We start from the raw sequence: 13,567 nt of genomic DNA, 5'->3' as shown, positions 1-13,567 counted from the left end.
GACTCGCCCCGGTCGCAATGCCGCAGATCATCGACGGCTGAACGGAGGGGGCGCGGTCGTTCAGCCGCTCCCCCTCCGCGGTGGTCAGCTGATGGCGACGCGGATGCGCTCGGCGAGGAACTCCAGATCGGCCTTCGTGAGGTCGGTCACCGCGTAGGCAGTAGGCCAGACGGTGCCGTCGTCGAGGTTCGAGATGGGCTCGAACCCGAACGTGCCGTAGCGCACCTTGAATTTACTGGCCGGCTGGAAGAAGCAGAGCACCTTGCCGTCGCGGCCCCATGCCGGCATTCCGTAGTAGGTGCGCGGTACGAGCTCCGGGGCGACCTCCGAGACCAGGGCGTGCAGCTTCTTCGACAGCGCCTGGTCTTCGGGAGTGAGCTTCTCGATCGCCTCCTTGATGTCGGCCTCTCCCGCCGCTCGAAGCTCTTCCGGGGACTTCTTCGCGCGGGAGCGCCGGGTGCGGGCCTCCTTCGCGGCGGCCTGCATGGCCTCGCGTTCCTCAGCGCTGAAGTTCTTCTCTTTCTCGGCCATGATCGGTCCTCTCGACGTGCGTCCGGTGTGCAGATCACACTACGGACGCCGTGTGGCGATGCGCTTCTCGATTCATGATCGATCTCGGCAGGACGCACGGTCATCGACTGTCGTCGCCGACGGATAGTGTGTGATCCATGGACCTGCGTGTGGCGGCGTACGCGGTCGTCACCGATGACGACGGGCGGTTGCTGCTGGCGCGCTGGACCGAGGGTCGCCGGGTGGCATGGACGATGCCGGGCGGCGGACTCGAAGCGGGAGAGTCTCCGGAGGATGCCGTGCGTCGTGAGCTGCGCGAGGAGACCGGTTACACGGTCAAGGTCGGTGAACTCCTCGGCATCCACTCGCGGGTGATCCCCGCCGGTCGACGCGTGCAGAAGGCTGCAGATCCGCTGCATACCCTGCGGATCCTGTATCGGGCCGAGGTCACGGGCGGCAAACTGCGCTTCGAGACCGGCGGCTCGACCGACATGGCGGAGTGGTTCCCCCTGAAGGCGGTTGCCGAGCTGCAGCGCGTCAAGCTGGTCGACATCGCCTTGCGGATGGCCGGCATCCTCTGACAGGAGCTGCGCCGCCGCGCGGGATCAGCGCTCTTCGGGGACGGAGATGTCGGCGACGGTGGCGCCGTAGGCCGCGAGCAGGTCGTCGGCGTCGACGAACAGGCTGTATCCGTGAGCCCCCGCACCCATGGCGATGAGCTGACCGACGATCGACTCGTCGGCGTAGATCGGCCAGTCCGTGGTGCTGCCGATCGGCACGATGGTTCCGCGTTCGTAACCGGTGGCCGCGAGCGCCAATTCGGGCTCCGGCAATCGCAACTTGTTCACCCCGACCAGCGCGCGCAGCTTCGGCCAGGAGATCGAGCGGCCGCCGGGTACCAGGGCGAACAGGAAGGTGTCATCGGACCGCTTCACCACGAGGGTCTTCACGATGCCCGACGGAGGGATGCCGAGGAGCTCGGCCGCCTCGAACAGGCTGCCGGCGGCGGGACGTTCACGGATCTCGATGTCGAGCCCTCGAGCGGCCGCCGCGTCCCGCACCCGTGCATGCTGATCGCCTCCGTCACCGGAGGCGACGGAGGCGGGATCAGACGGGGTCACGCGTCGGGTGCAGCGAGCGGGTCGTCCGCGACCCAGAGCTCATCGTCGGCGCGCAGAGTCTGCCACGCGGCGTAGAGCACACCGACGGCCGCAGCAGCGCCGAGGATGATCGCGATGACGGAGCCGAGGCCCGGTCCCGACTTCTGCGGCTTGGTCGCCTTGCGCACCTGCACGGCGACGCCGTGGCGCTTGGCGTTGGCGACGTCCCACGCGCTGAGTGCCGAGCCGACAACTCCGCCCACGATCGGGACGAACTTGTCGTCGACGACGTGCTTGCCGATCTTCACGCCACGGTCGACGACCGGGGCGACACGGCGGTTGTACGTGTCCTGGATGGCCGGCACGACCTGCTCACGATTGAGGTTGCCGAGCTGACGGCCGGCCTCACGGGCGACATCGGCGGCGTGACCGACGAGCACCTGCTGGTTCTCCCAGAGCTGGTTCGCGTCGTTCTGAAGACGACGCAGTTCCTTCTTCCGCTTGCGGCTGAGGCTCACGATGCTCTCCTGTCCATTGGAGTACGGGTTCCCCATCTTGCCACGAGAGGCTGGAAGCCGGGCGGGAATCGCCCGGCCCTTGCTTCTTCGCCTCATCAGGGGTAGATACCACGGCCAACTCACCGGAAGCTCTGCGAGAATGAGGACATGGCTCACGCTTCTCATGTCGCAACCCTGCACACCAACCACGGTGACATCGTCATCAACCTCTTCGGTGACCACGCCCCGAAGACGGTCAAGAACTTCGTCGGCCTCGCCGACGGCACCCAGGAGTGGACCGATCCCGCCACCGGCAAGCCCGGCGAGGGACCCCTCTACAAGGACGTCATCTTCCACCGCATCATCCCGAACTTCATGATCCAGGGCGGCGACCCGCTCGGACAGGGCGTCGGCGGCCCCGGCTACAACTTCGACGACGAGATCAACATGGAGCTCAACTTCAACGAGCCCTACATCCTCGCCATGGCCAACGCCGGTCTCCGCCGCAACGCCATCACCGGCAAGCCCGAGGGCACCAACGGTTCGCAGTTCTTCATCACCACCGACCCGACGCCGTGGCTGCAGGGCAAGCACACGATCTTCGGCGAGGTCGCCGATGACGCTTCCAAGGCCGTCGTCGACGCGATCGGCGCCGTGCAGACCGGTGCGGGCGACCGTCCCGTCGAGCCGGTCGTGCTGCGGTCGATCGACATCGTCGCGGCCTGACGACAGCTGCGGCCGATCCGGATGACCACGCCTGAGTTCACGAGCAATCGCGACAACTTCTGCTACCGGCATCCGGATCGGCAGAGCTTCGTGCTCTGCCAACGGTGCATGCGCACCATCTGCCCCGAGTGCCAGACGCAGGCGCCCGTCGGCGTCATCTGCCCGGAGTGCATGAACGCCGACCGCAAGAACCGCACCCCGGCCCAGAAGAAGGCGGCCCGTCGTTGGGGCGGCAGCGGTGGAGCGAGCATGGCGATGGCTCGCAGCGGCAAGCCGGTGGTGACCTACGCGCTGCTCGCGGTCACGTCGTTCATCGGACTGCTGCAGCTGATCCCTGGTATCGGCGAGCAGATCACCGGCCAACTGCTCTTCGCGGCGCCGTATCTGTATCCGAACCTGTCGCCGCTGCCCTTCGAGCCCTGGCGATTGCTGACCGCGATCTTCGCCCATGGCGGCTTCATCCACCTCGCGCTCAACATGCTGGCCCTGTGGATGCTCGGACAGAGCCTCGAGCCCATGCTCGGTCGCGTTCGCTTCCTCGCTCTCTACCTCATCAGTGGTCTCGGCGGCTCGGTCATGGTGGCGGTGCTCGCGCCGCTGACCTCGACCGTCGGTGCCTCCGGCGCGATCTTCGGCATGATGGCCGCTCTACTCATCGTCGGTCGACACCTCGGTGCCAACGTCACGGGTCTTCTCGTGATCCTCGGCATCAACTTCGTCTACGGCCTGGTATTCGGCGGCGGACGGATCTCCTGGCAGGCACATCTCGGCGGCCTGCTCATCGGAGCCCTGGTGGCGTTCATCTACGTCAAGACGAAGCGACGAGACCAGCGCACCCTGCAGATCGTGCTGCTCTCCGCTCTGGTCGTCCTGTTGATCGTTGTGGTGGCGTTCGTGCCGCCGCTCATCCTTTTGTCCTGATCCAGAGTTGTTAACAGGGTTGTTAACCCCTGTGAATAACAACGGTGTAATTCTCCCCAGGCTGTGGAGAGGGCTGTGGATAACTTTCGCTCTGGGTGGCTTGTGGGCGGGAACGGGGCCGTTCCCTTACGTGAGTCGTACTTCGCTGCTGACATGAGAAAGGCCCTCTCGCATCGCGAGAGGGCCTTTCTGGAAGAAGGAGTGAGGCGTCAGCGCCAGCGGGTGGTCATCAGGAATCCGATCAGCGCGATACCGAGTCCGATCGCCAGGTTCCAATTGGAGAGACCCGGGATCGGGTACTGCATGCCAGAGATGTAGAACACCAGGATCCAGGCGAGACCCAGGAGCATGAACCCGATCATCACCGGCTTGAACCACACGGCGTTGGGAGCGGCGTCGCCTTCAGCGCGCTCGACGGCGGGTTCTTCAGTCTTGCGGTCACGTGCCATTCCGTCATTGTACCCATGAGACCTGTCTCGGACGAGGTCGAGCAGGCCCTGGGACAGAGGGCGAGACGGTGACGCCACGGCATCCGCCCAGCGTTCCCGGATATGATCACCGCATGACTGCATCCGTCGCGCCTGGGGGGCGACGTCCGCGCCGGCAGCGACCACGCTCCCGTGCGACGTTCGCGAGCGTACTCGGCGAGCTCCTTCTGACGGCAGGCGTGGTCGTTCTCCTCTTCGTGGCCTGGCAGATGTGGATCGGCGACATCATCATCAGTGCACAGAAGAACGACGAGGGTGCCGCCGTCTCCCAAGCCCTCGCGCAGGCGGAGGCACCCGCGCTCCCCCCGGTCGTCGAGGGCGAAGACGGCACCTCCACCTACATCCCACCCGTGCCCGCAGCCCCGGCCGACGCGCAGTGGTTCGGCCAGATGCACATCCCCCGTTTCGGAGCCGAGTACAACTTCGGGATCTTCGGGGGCACGAGCCGTGCGCGCACGCTCGATCAACAGGGCATCGGAATCTATACGAACTCCAAGATGCCCGGCGAGGTCGGAAACTTTTCCCTGGCCGGGCACCGCACGACGTGGGGCAAGCCGTTCAACCAACTCGACAAGCTGCAGCTGAACGACGCGATCGTCGTCGAGACGCCCGACGGCTGGTACACCTACCGCTTCCGTACGCTCGAGTACGTGAAGCCCTCGCAGACCGATGTGCTCGCCGATGTGCCGCAGATGCCGGAGCAGCAGACCGGCGAGCAGTACATCACCCTCACCGCCTGCTCGCCTCTGTACTCGCTGGCGGAGCGCATCGTCGCCTACGGGGTGTTCGAGAGCTTCCAGCCGCGGGCCGAGGGACCGCCGACCGCGCTGACCGACCCGCCGCCCCCGCCGGCCGCACCATCCGTGTGATCGTGGACCGTCATAAGGGAGAAGACTGATGTACGCCGCACTCTGGCGCCTGCTGCCCGGACCGTGGTGGCTGCGTGTGCTCATCCTCGTGGTCGTCATCGCCGCCGTGCTCTATGGCCTGTTCTGGTACGTGTTCCCCTGGGTGAGCCCGATCATCGCCCCCGGTGAGGTCGACGTCGAATGACGCGAGTTCTCGTGGTCGACAACCACGACAGCTTCGTGCACACACTGGTCGGATACCTGAGCGAGCTCGGCGCGCACACGGTGATGATCGAATCCGATGCCACGGATGCGGCTCAGCTGGAGCGGATCCTTCCCGAGTACGACGCGTTGATGCTCTCTCCGGGCCCCGGTGCACCCGTCGACGCGGGGGCGTCGCTCGACGCGGTGCGCATCGCCGCCCGCCTGCGGGTGCCGACGCTCGGGGTGTGCCTCGGGCATCAGACGATCGGCGAGGCGTTCGGGGCTCCGGTCGCCGCAGCGCCCGAGCTCATGCACGGCATGGTCTCGGCGGTGACGCACGACGGCTCCGCGTTGTTCACCGGGATCCCTTCGCCGTTCGACGCCGGGCGCTACCACTCCCTCGCGCTGGCGGCCTCCGATCTGCCCTCCGAAGTCGTCGTGACCGCCTGGACCGAGAACGGAACCGTGATGGCTCTGGCTCACCGCGATCAGCCCCTCTGGGGCGTGCAGTTCCATCCGGAGAGCGTGCTCACCGAGGGAGGCTACCGGCTCCTGGCGAACTGGCTGGAGCTGTGCGGCGACGAGAACGCCGTCGGGCGCGCTGAGGAACTTCACCCGCTGGCTCGCTGAACAGCGTCGGGCGGGGGCATACGCCCGACGGTGCTATCCGGTGCAGAAGAAGATCTGGACCGAGGAGCCCACCGGAACGTCACCCGGCGCCACCGACATCGAGTGGACCGTGGTCGGCTCCGTCGCGGGGCACTCCGCGGTCTCCGTCGGCACAGCGACCAGACCGAGGTCCGTGAGGTTTGTCGTGGCGGCATCGACGGTCCAGCCGACGAGGTCGGTCAGCGTGACCTTGCCGCTGGCCACGACGAGATTGACGACGGTTCCCGGATCCAACTCCGCATCGGCCTTCTCGCTGGCGGAGATGACCGTGTTCGTCGCCAGGGCCTTGTCGTTGCGCTGGATGACGGTCCCGAGTTCGAGGCCGGCCGCCGTGAGGGCCTTCGTGGCATCGTCGAGGGCCATCCCCTCGATCTTCGGCATCACCACGGTCTCCTCGCCCTTGGAGACGTACAGGGTGATCGTGGAACCCTCTTCCACTGACACTCCCGCTTCGGGGTCGGTGCGGATCACGTTCCCCTCCGTCACCTCGGAGCTCGTCTCGATCACGATCTTCGATGAGAGGTCGAGTGCGGCGAGGTCGTCCTGTGCCCGTTCCGAAGACACGTTGACGAGGTTGGGGATGGTGCGCGACGTGCTCGACACCTCAGTGGGCCGCATGCTGATCGTGACGACCCAGAACAGCACGGAGGCCAACAACACGGCGAGCAGCGCCACGCCCGCCCAGATCCAGGCGACCGGAGGACCGGACTGGGTTCTGGTCATGGTCGTGTCCGTGCTCAACTGGCGAAGCGATCGCGCGGTCTCCTGCGCCTGCCGCGGGCTCGCCCCGTACAGCTCGCTGGTCAGCGCACCGAGCTCCTTGCGGGTCGGAGCGTTTCCCGTCATCGCGGAATCGAGCGCCGCGCGGAAGTGCGCGGCATCCGGATAGCGCTGGTACGGGTCCTTGGCGAGCGCGCGGAGCACGATCGGGTCGAGATTCCGCGGGGCGTCCTCGTTGACCTCGGTGGGAGGAACGGGAGTCTCGCTGACGTGCTGATAGGCGACCGCTACCGGCGACTCGCCACGGAACGGCTGCCGCCCCGTGAGCAGCTCGTACAGCACGACACCGGTGGAGTAGAGGTCGGCACGAGCATCGACGGGTTCGCCCTTCGCCTGCTCCGGTGAGAAGTAGGCGGCGGTCCCGATGATCTGGGTGGTCTCGGCGACGGTCGACGACGAGTCGGAGACGGCTCGGGCGATGCCGAAGTCCATCACCTTGACCTGACCCTTGTCGGTGACCATCACGTTGCCGGGCTTGATGTCGCGATGCACGACACCGGCGCGGTGCGAGTAGTCGAGCGCCTCGAGGATTCCGTCGACGTAGCGGACCGCATCGGTGGCCGGCACCGGGCCGGCGGCGATGATGTCCTTGAGGAGGGTGCCCTTGACGAGCTCCATCACGATGTACGGCGGTTCCGTGGAGCCGATCTCGCTCGTCGAAGGGTCGCCGGCGTCGAACACGCGGACGATCGACGGATGCGACATGCGCGACGCCGCCTGGGCCTCGAGGCGGAACCGGTTACGGAAGGTGGTGTCGCGCGCAAGGTCGGCATCGAGGATCTTGATCGCGACCTCGCGCCCGAGCGTCAGGTCGTACCCGCGGTACACCTTCGCCATTCCGCCATGCCCGATGAGCTCGTCGACGCGGTACCGACCCGCGATGACTTGTGGCTCTGTGGACACGGAAGACCCCCCTGGAAACTACGCTTGCTGAACTGGAACTACAGATTACCCGTCGGTGCCGCTGTTCCCATCGCCGGGGTCGGTGGCCGCCGTGATCGTCACCGAGAGCGGCGGAGACGCGGCGGAGGTGCGCTGGTCGCCGCCGGAGCACATGCCCTGGTAGCTGACGATGAGCTGCTGTCCCGCGGCGTCGGCGATCTTCACCTGCGTGTTGCGCTGCGTCGGCTGGAAGTTCGGGCCGCCCGAGACGAAGGTGCCGTTCTGGACCGACACGACGTAGCCGGAGAGAGTGGTTCCGCTGGGGCAGGTGAATCCGGTGCCCCAGGAGATGGTCACCGTCGAGCCGGCGACAGGGTTGCCCGTGATGGTCGGGGCGTCGGTCGGGGTCGGCAGACCGGCACGAGCGGCGTAGACCGTGAGGGTCATCGCCTGGGTGGTCTCCACGTTGCCGGTGGGAGCCACGCGGTAGACCTTTCCGACCTCTTCATCGCTGGGTGCCGGGTCTCCGTCGACACAGGTGATCTCGCTGTTGAAGCCGGCGCCCTTGAGCGTGGAGGTGGCCGCGCCGCAGTCCATGCCGTTCAGGTTCAGGGCGGTCACATCCACTCGCGTCACCTCCGGCGTCGGGGTGTTCGGCGGTGGAGTCGTCTGCGTCTGGGTCGGCTTGCTGCTCGGCGACCCCGTGGGGTCGGCGTCGCCGCCCTGGTTCGCGAGCATCGCCCACACCGTGCCGCCGAGCACGATCACCAGCAGCGCGATCAGAGCGATCAGCGGCCAGGTCCAGGGGCTGCGCTTCTTCTTCTTCTCCTCTTCCACGGCTTCCTCCGTGGGAAGCTGAGCGGTGGTGGGAAGGATGCGCGTGGTGCCGTCGTCGCCGGAGGCATTCAGGAGTCGCGTCGCGTCGTCGCCGCCGGCGATACCACCGGTCGCGATCGCCGGCACAGCGATGGCCGCGGAGTTCAGATCGCCCCGGCGAAGGGCCTGGGCCGCTCGTGCCACCGTCGCGGACGACGATGGTCGATCGCTGGGCTTCTTGGCGATCATCGCCATGACCAGGTTCTGCACCGGGATCGGGACGGTCGGAGGCAGGGGCGGCGGCTGCTCGTTGATCTGCGCCATCGCGATGGCCACCTGCGACTCGCCCGTGAAAGGACGCTTGCCCGCCAGGCACTCGTACGCGACGATGCCGAGCGAGTAGGTGTCGGTCGCTGGCGATGCCGGGTGACCTGACGCCTGCTCGGGCGAGAGGTACTGCACCGTGCCCATGACCTGGCCGGTCGCGGTGAGAGGCACCTGGTCGGCGATGCGGGCGATGCCGAAGTCGGTGATCTTGACGCGGCCGTCGGGCGTGATCAGCAGGTTTCCCGGCTTGATGTCGCGGTGCACGAGACCGGCCGCGTGGGCTGCCTGCAGCGCGGAAGCCGTCTGGGCGACGATGTCGAGAGTCTTGTCGGCGCTCAGCGCACCATCGCGCTCGAGCACGGTCGAGAGTGCCTCGCCCGGCACCAGTTCCATGACGAGGTAGGCGCTGCCGTTCTCCTCGCCGTAGTCGAACACGCTGGCGATGCCCTCATGGTTGACGAGAGCAGCGTGCCGCGCCTCGGCACGGAAACGCTCGAGGAACCCGGGGTCCCCCATGTACTCGTCCTTGAGGATCTTGATGGCGACGGTACGTCCGATGACGTGATCCGTCGCCTCCCATACCTCGCCCATGCCACCGATCGCGATACGCGACTGCAGCTCGTAACGACCACCGAACGACACACCCTGCGTCGGCCTCATCTGCCCAGCACCGCCTCTATGACCTTCTTCGCAATCGGAGCCGCGATGGTGTCGCCGCTGCCTGATTGTCCCTGTCCGCCGCCGTCTTCGACGACGACCGCTACTGCGACCGCGGGGTCGTTCGCCGGCGCGAAGCCGGTGAACCACAACGTGTGCGGCCTGTTTCCGTTCTCTGCGGTGCCCGTCTTACCGGCCACGTCGATCCCGTCTATTCTTGCACCCTGGGCCGCGCCCGTTGCGACGCTCGCGACCATCGCCGCGGTCACGTTGTTCGCCACATCGGCCTCCATCGCACGTCCGAACTCACTGTCCTGGAAAGCCTTGATGACCGAGAGGTCGTTGCCGATGACGGCGTCGACCATCCGCGGGTTCATCACGATGCCGTCGTTCGCCAATCCGGACGAGACCATGGCCATCTGCAGCGGGGTCGCCGTGACCTTTCCCTGACCGAATCCGGTCAGCGCGGTCTGGGCGTCGTCGAGGCCGCGCGGGTAGCTCGACGGCGTCGACGTGAGCGGCGTGTCGAACGACTGGTTGAAGCCCAGCTTGTCCGCCATCTCGCGGATGGTGTCGTCACCGAGCTCGACGGCCAGCTCGGCCATCGGGATGTTGCAGCTCAGACGGATCGCCTCGGCGATCGTGACGGTCTCACCCGGACCGCACGTGCCCCCCCAGGCGTTGGAGACGCGGTTGCTCGAACCGGGAAGGGTATACGCGATCGGGTTGGGCAGCGTGGAATCCGGAGTCCATTTGCCGGTTGCATAGGCGGCAGCCGCGACCACGACCTTGAACGTCGAGCCGGGAGGGTTGAGGTCACCGGCGATCGCCCGGTTGGACAACGGCTTGTTCGCGTCGGCGACCAGCTGATCGTAGGTCGCGTTCGCAGCGTTCGCATCATGCGTCGCCATCAGGTTGGTGTCGAAGCCGGGAGTCGAGACCATCGCGAGGATGCGTCCGGTTTTCGGGTCCATGGCCACGACCGCGCCCTTGAGGTCGCCGAGGGCTTCGTAGGCAGCCCGCTGCGCCGCGGTGTTCAGAGAGAGCTCGACGCTGTATCCGCGCTGCGGCTGGCCGGAGAGGATGCGCTCGACCTCGCCGAGGAACGCGTTCGACCCCGTGCCGGAGAGCTCGGCGTTCATGGCCTTCTCGATGCCGGTGCTCGAGCCCAAGGCGGGGTTGAAGTAACCGGTGACCGGTTCCCACAGCGCCGCATCCGTGTAGACGCGCTGGAACTGGTACCGGTCGTCGCTCGGCACCGAGTTGGCGATCGCGACCCCGTCGACGATGATCGATCCGCGTTGGATCTCGTAGCTGTCGAGGCGCGTGCGCTTGTTGTTGCTGTTCTGGGCCAGCGCATCCGCCTCGACGACCTGGATCCAGCTGGTCGCGGCGAACAGTGCGATGAACATGAACAGCATGATGATGCTGAGGCGACGGAGTTCCTTGGTCATGTCAGCCGATCACCACCCGGGGCTGACGGCGCACACCGTCGGAGATGCGCAGCAACAGCGCCACGATGAGCCAGTTGGCCACGAGGGAGGAGCCACCCGCGGCGAGGAAAGGAGTGGTCAGACCCGTCAGCGGGATGAGGCGGGTCACGCCGCCGACCATGATGAACACCTGCAGAGCGATCGTGAACGAGAGTCCGGTGGCGAGCAGCTTTCCGAAATCGTCCTGACCCGCGAGGCCGATGCGCATGCCGCGGCTGACGAACACCATGTAGAGGCAGAGGATCGCGAACAGCCCGATCAGGCCGAGCTCTTCGCCGAGGCTGGTGATGATGTAGTCGCTGTGGGCCAGCGGGGTGACCTCGGGACGGCCCTGACCCCACCCGGTGCCCATGAGTCCGCCGCGTGCGAGGCCGAAGAGTCCCTGCATGGGCTGGTAGCCGGCGCCGTCGGGATCGACCTGGTCGGCGTCGAAGAGGAAGAGCCAGTTGATGAAGCGTCCCTGCACGTAGCTGAGGATCTGCGTCGCGAGTGCCACGCCGGCGACCACGAGGGCCAGGCCGATGAGCACCCAGCTGGTCTTCCCCGTCGCGACGTAGAGCATCGCGACGAACATCCCGAAGATCAGGGTTCCGGTTCCGAGGTCGCGCTGGAACACGATGATCCCCAGCGAGATGAGCCAGACGACGAGCACGGGTCCGAGCTCGCGCATACGGGGCCAGGTGATGCCCAGCACCCGCTTGCCGACCGATGTCAGACTCTCGCGGGTGCGCACCAGATAGCCGGCGAAGAAGATGGCCAGGCAGATCTTGGCGAGCTCGCCCGGCTGGAAGGCGAAGGCACCGCCGAGCGACACCCAGACCGCCGCATTCGCATCGGGGATGCGCAGCCCGGGGACGAACGGCAGCAGCAGGAGCAGGATTCCGGCGAGGCCGAAGATGTAGGTGTAGCGGAACAGCACGCGGTAGTTGCGCAACAGGATGACGACCGCGATCGCACCCGCGAGCGAGATCGCGGTCCACGCGAGCTGCTTGGTCGAGTAGGCGTTCCAGCCGGTGTTCTCGAAGGCGATGTCGATCCGATAGATCATCGCGATGCCGAGGCCGGTGAGGAGGGTCGCGATGGGCACGACGAACGGGTCGGCGTCGGACGCGACGAAGCGGAGCACGATATGCAGGGCGAATGCGAGGGCGGCGAGACCGCCGCCGATCGCCAGGATCATCGGGTCGATCACGCCGAGTGCGCCCAGCTGCACGAGCGTGAGGGCGGCTCCGCTGATCGCGCAGGCGAACAGCAGCAGCCAGAATTCGCGATTGCGCTGGTTCTGCGGCATCCGGATGCGCTTGAGCGCCTTGATGACGCTGGTGTCGGCGGCGACGTCGGTGCTCATCCCTCACCCCCGGCCGGCGTGTCGACAGGAGTCGGCATGGGGGTGGGCAGCGGGGTCTCGATCGTGTTCGCGTCGGCCCCGGCGCGGAGCCGGTCGACGATCGCCATCGCATCGGACAGAGATCGTGCGGTGATCGTGCGCTCGACCGAGGCGCGCTGATACGGCGGCAGATTCGCGAGGAGGATATCGGTGTCTTCGACCGGAGTCGACAACGTGATCGGACCGATGTTCTGCTGCACGCCTTGGAAGATCACGACGCTGTCCTCGTCGGCGCCGATGAAGTAGCGCGTCTGGGTCCAGCTGTAGGCGGCGAAGGCGGCGACGCCGAGCATCACGATCACCACGAGGGCACCGGCGATCCAGCCGAGACGACGGCGCTTGGCGCGACGGCGATCCTCCTCGATCAGCTCCTCGAGGTACTCGGGAGCCGGCTCGAAGTGGCTCGGCTCGTTCGCGGCCTGGCGCACCGGGTGCAGCCAGTTGCCGCGCGGAGGTCGGACCGGAGGCACGTAGACGCCGTCGGGGTTCGATGCCGAGCCGACGATCGTGGGCGTGCCCGAGTGGATCGGATGCTGCCCGCCCACGTCGACGAGGACGATCGTGACGTTGTCGGGCGCGCCGCCGTCGAGAGCCTGCTTGAGGAGGTTGTCGGCAGTGCGGCCGGGCGCGAGGCCGAGCTGCATGGCCTTGAGGATGTGCGGTTCGTCGACCACGCCCGAGAGGCCGTCGGAGCAGAGCAGCCACCGGTCGCCTGGTTGCGTGTGCATCACGAACATGTCGAGCTCGGGATCGGAGTCCATGTCGCTGAGCACGCGCATGAGCACGGAACGGCGGGGGTGGTAGCGCGCCTCCTCCGGCGTGATGCGGCCCGAATCGACCAGACGCTGCACGAAGGTGTGGTCGGCGGTGATCTGCGTCAGTGCGTCGTCGCGGTACAGGTAGATGCGCGAGTCGCCGATGTGGCCGATGACCGCGTATTCATCGACCATGATGATCGCGCTGACCGTGGTGCCGAGGCCGGCGAGTTCGGGGCGGTCCTTCGCGGCGCGGATCAGGTCGCCCGCTGCGGTGGTCGCGGCGGCCTGCAGCGAGGCCTGCGCGTCTTCGGTCGACGCATAGGGCTGGTCGAGGGGCTCCAGGCGCTGGATCGCGATGCTGGAGGCGACGTCTCCGCCGGCGTGCCCGCCCATGCCGTCGGCGACGACGAAGAGATTCGCCCCGGAGTATCCGGAATCCTGGTTGTTGGAGCGGACCTTCCCGGTGTGGGAGATCGCGACGCTCGAGCCCTCGAAGACCATGCC

General features: G+C 66.9%; 15 protein-coding genes. 6 read left to right on the top strand and 9 right to left on the bottom strand.

Features of this window, described 5'->3' with window-relative positions; genetic code table 11:
• Window positions 1-84: 84 nt before the first annotated feature.
• A complete protein-coding gene (locus ACLFA2_RS08710) occupies window positions 85-531 on the bottom strand; it encodes a hypothetical protein (RefSeq protein ID WP_021201371.1) in 447 nt (148 codons plus the stop codon).
• 137 nt (window positions 532-668) lie between these two features.
• On the opposite strand from ACLFA2_RS08710, the gene ACLFA2_RS08705 reads away from it, so the two are divergent.
• The gene (locus ACLFA2_RS08705) at window positions 669-1,091 is read left to right on the top strand and encodes an NUDIX hydrolase (RefSeq protein WP_021201370.1); all 423 of its coding nucleotides are present in this window, start codon (window positions 669-671) and stop codon (window positions 1,089-1,091) included.
• A 24-nt stretch (window positions 1,092-1,115) separates the two neighbouring features.
• Here ACLFA2_RS08705 and ACLFA2_RS08700 read toward each other — a convergent pair whose 3' ends face one another.
• Both ACLFA2_RS08700 and ACLFA2_RS08695 read right to left on the bottom strand, forming a co-directional pair.
• Window positions 1,116-1,571 (bottom strand): aminoacyl-tRNA deacylase, encoded by a 456-nt coding sequence (locus ACLFA2_RS08700; protein ID WP_426622466.1) that lies wholly within the window; start codon window positions 1,569-1,571, stop codon window positions 1,116-1,118.
• A gap of 56 nt (window positions 1,572-1,627) precedes the next feature.
• The gene (locus tag ACLFA2_RS08695; protein ID WP_031208173.1) at window positions 1,628-2,128 is read right to left on the bottom strand and encodes a hypothetical protein; all 501 of its coding nucleotides are present in this window, start codon (window positions 2,126-2,128) and stop codon (window positions 1,628-1,630) included.
• 147 nt (window positions 2,129-2,275) lie between these two features.
• Here ACLFA2_RS08695 and ACLFA2_RS08690 point away from each other — a divergent pair, with 147 nt between their 5' ends.
• Together ACLFA2_RS08690 and ACLFA2_RS08685 are read left to right on the top strand one after the other, a co-directional pair.
• Window positions 2,276-2,833: a peptidylprolyl isomerase gene (locus tag ACLFA2_RS08690; RefSeq protein WP_426622407.1), complete on the top strand. Its 558-nt coding sequence runs from the start codon at window positions 2,276-2,278 to the stop codon at window positions 2,831-2,833.
• A 21-nt stretch (window positions 2,834-2,854) separates the two neighbouring features.
• Window positions 2,855-3,754 (top strand): rhomboid family intramembrane serine protease, encoded by a 900-nt coding sequence (locus ACLFA2_RS08685; protein WP_021201366.1) that lies wholly within the window; start codon window positions 2,855-2,857, stop codon window positions 3,752-3,754.
• A gap of 209 nt (window positions 3,755-3,963) precedes the next feature.
• On the opposite strand, the gene ACLFA2_RS08680 is transcribed toward ACLFA2_RS08685, so the two are convergent.
• Window positions 3,964-4,203: a cell division protein CrgA gene (locus ACLFA2_RS08680; protein WP_021201365.1), complete on the bottom strand. Its 240-nt coding sequence runs from the start codon at window positions 4,201-4,203 to the stop codon at window positions 3,964-3,966.
• A gap of 113 nt (window positions 4,204-4,316) precedes the next feature.
• On the opposite strand from ACLFA2_RS08680, the gene ACLFA2_RS08675 reads away from it, so the two are divergent.
• The 3 genes from ACLFA2_RS08675 to ACLFA2_RS08665 are packed head-to-tail and all read left to right on the top strand — an operon-like array spanning window position 4,317 to window position 5,924.
• Window positions 4,317-5,111: a class E sortase gene (locus tag ACLFA2_RS08675; RefSeq protein WP_029259477.1), complete on the top strand. Its 795-nt coding sequence runs from the start codon at window positions 4,317-4,319 to the stop codon at window positions 5,109-5,111.
• A gap of 28 nt (window positions 5,112-5,139) precedes the next feature.
• On the top strand, window positions 5,140-5,295 hold the full coding sequence (locus ACLFA2_RS08670) for a hypothetical protein (protein WP_021201363.1): 156 nt from the start codon (window positions 5,140-5,142) through the stop codon (window positions 5,293-5,295).
• A complete protein-coding gene (locus ACLFA2_RS08665; protein WP_029259478.1) occupies window positions 5,292-5,924 on the top strand; it encodes an anthranilate synthase component II in 633 nt (210 codons plus the stop codon). The genes ACLFA2_RS08670 and ACLFA2_RS08665 overlap by 4 nt, the downstream gene beginning before the upstream one ends.
• A 33-nt stretch (window positions 5,925-5,957) precedes the next feature.
• On the opposite strand, the gene pknB is transcribed toward ACLFA2_RS08665, so the two are convergent.
• The 5 genes from pknB to ACLFA2_RS08640 form a co-directional block, all read right to left on the bottom strand.
• Window positions 5,958-7,580, bottom strand: coding sequence for a Stk1 family PASTA domain-containing Ser/Thr kinase (gene pknB, locus ACLFA2_RS08660; RefSeq protein WP_231479932.1), 1,623 nt, complete (start codon window positions 7,578-7,580; stop codon window positions 5,958-5,960).
• A gap of 111 nt (window positions 7,581-7,691) precedes the next feature.
• Window positions 7,692-9,428 carry a protein kinase domain-containing protein gene (locus tag ACLFA2_RS08655; RefSeq protein WP_031208170.1) on the bottom strand — a complete coding sequence of 579 codons (1,737 nt, stop codon included), beginning with the start codon at window positions 9,426-9,428 and terminating at the stop codon, window positions 7,692-7,694.
• Window positions 9,425-10,879 carry a peptidoglycan D,D-transpeptidase FtsI family protein gene (locus ACLFA2_RS08650; RefSeq protein ID WP_029268158.1) on the bottom strand — a complete coding sequence of 485 codons (1,455 nt, stop codon included), beginning with the start codon at window positions 10,877-10,879 and terminating at the stop codon, window positions 9,425-9,427. The genes ACLFA2_RS08655 and ACLFA2_RS08650 overlap by 4 nt, the downstream gene beginning before the upstream one ends.
• 1 nt (window position 10,880) lies before the next feature.
• Window positions 10,881-12,266, bottom strand: coding sequence for an FtsW/RodA/SpoVE family cell cycle protein (locus ACLFA2_RS08645; protein ID WP_021201358.1), 1,386 nt, complete (start codon window positions 12,264-12,266; stop codon window positions 10,881-10,883).
• Window positions 12,263-13,564 carry a PP2C family protein-serine/threonine phosphatase gene (locus ACLFA2_RS08640; protein WP_021201357.1) on the bottom strand — a complete coding sequence of 434 codons (1,302 nt, stop codon included), beginning with the start codon at window positions 13,562-13,564 and terminating at the stop codon, window positions 12,263-12,265. The genes ACLFA2_RS08645 and ACLFA2_RS08640 overlap by 4 nt, the downstream gene beginning before the upstream one ends.
• Between the last annotated feature and the right edge of the window lie 3 nt (window positions 13,565-13,567).

The organism is Microbacterium sp. As-52 (genome assembly GCF_049949185.1).
GTDB classification, from domain to species: domain Bacteria; phylum Actinomycetota; class Actinomycetes; order Actinomycetales; family Microbacteriaceae; genus Microbacterium; species Microbacterium maritypicum_A.
Note: the sequence above shows the minus strand (reverse complement) of the source record. Positions and strands in the feature narration are given on the sequence as shown.

Excerpts from the sequence above, each read along its gene's own strand:
- ACLFA2_RS08655 (WP_031208170.1), bottom strand. The coding sequence starts at position 9,428 with ATGAGGCCGACGCAGGGTGTGTCGTTCGGTGGTCGTTACGAGCTGCAG.
- ACLFA2_RS08710 (WP_021201371.1), bottom strand. The coding sequence starts at position 531 with ATGGCCGAGAAAGAGAAGAACTTCAGCGCTGAGGAACGCGAGGCCATG.
- pknB (WP_231479932.1), bottom strand. The coding sequence starts at position 7,580 with ATGGCGAAGGTGTACCGCGGGTACGACCTGACGCTCGGGCGCGAGGTC.
- ACLFA2_RS08675 (WP_029259477.1), top strand. The coding sequence starts at position 4,317 with ATGACTGCATCCGTCGCGCCTGGGGGGCGACGTCCGCGCCGGCAGCGA.
- ACLFA2_RS08670 (WP_021201363.1), top strand. The coding sequence starts at position 5,140 with ATGTACGCCGCACTCTGGCGCCTGCTGCCCGGACCGTGGTGGCTGCGT.
- ACLFA2_RS08640 (WP_021201357.1), bottom strand. The coding sequence starts at position 13,564 with ATGGTCTTCGAGGGCTCGAGCGTCGCGATCTCCCACACCGGGAAGGTC.
- ACLFA2_RS08665 (WP_029259478.1), top strand. The coding sequence starts at position 5,292 with ATGACGCGAGTTCTCGTGGTCGACAACCACGACAGCTTCGTGCACACA.
- ACLFA2_RS08680 (WP_021201365.1), bottom strand. The coding sequence starts at position 4,203 with ATGGCACGTGACCGCAAGACTGAAGAACCCGCCGTCGAGCGCGCTGAA.
- ACLFA2_RS08690 (WP_426622407.1), top strand. The coding sequence starts at position 2,276 with ATGGCTCACGCTTCTCATGTCGCAACCCTGCACACCAACCACGGTGAC.
- ACLFA2_RS08645 (WP_021201358.1), bottom strand. The coding sequence starts at position 12,266 with ATGAGCACCGACGTCGCCGCCGACACCAGCGTCATCAAGGCGCTCAAG.
- ACLFA2_RS08650 (WP_029268158.1), bottom strand. The coding sequence starts at position 10,879 with ATGACCAAGGAACTCCGTCGCCTCAGCATCATCATGCTGTTCATGTTC.
- ACLFA2_RS08705 (WP_021201370.1), top strand. The coding sequence starts at position 669 with ATGGACCTGCGTGTGGCGGCGTACGCGGTCGTCACCGATGACGACGGG.
- ACLFA2_RS08685 (WP_021201366.1), top strand. The coding sequence starts at position 2,855 with ATGACCACGCCTGAGTTCACGAGCAATCGCGACAACTTCTGCTACCGG.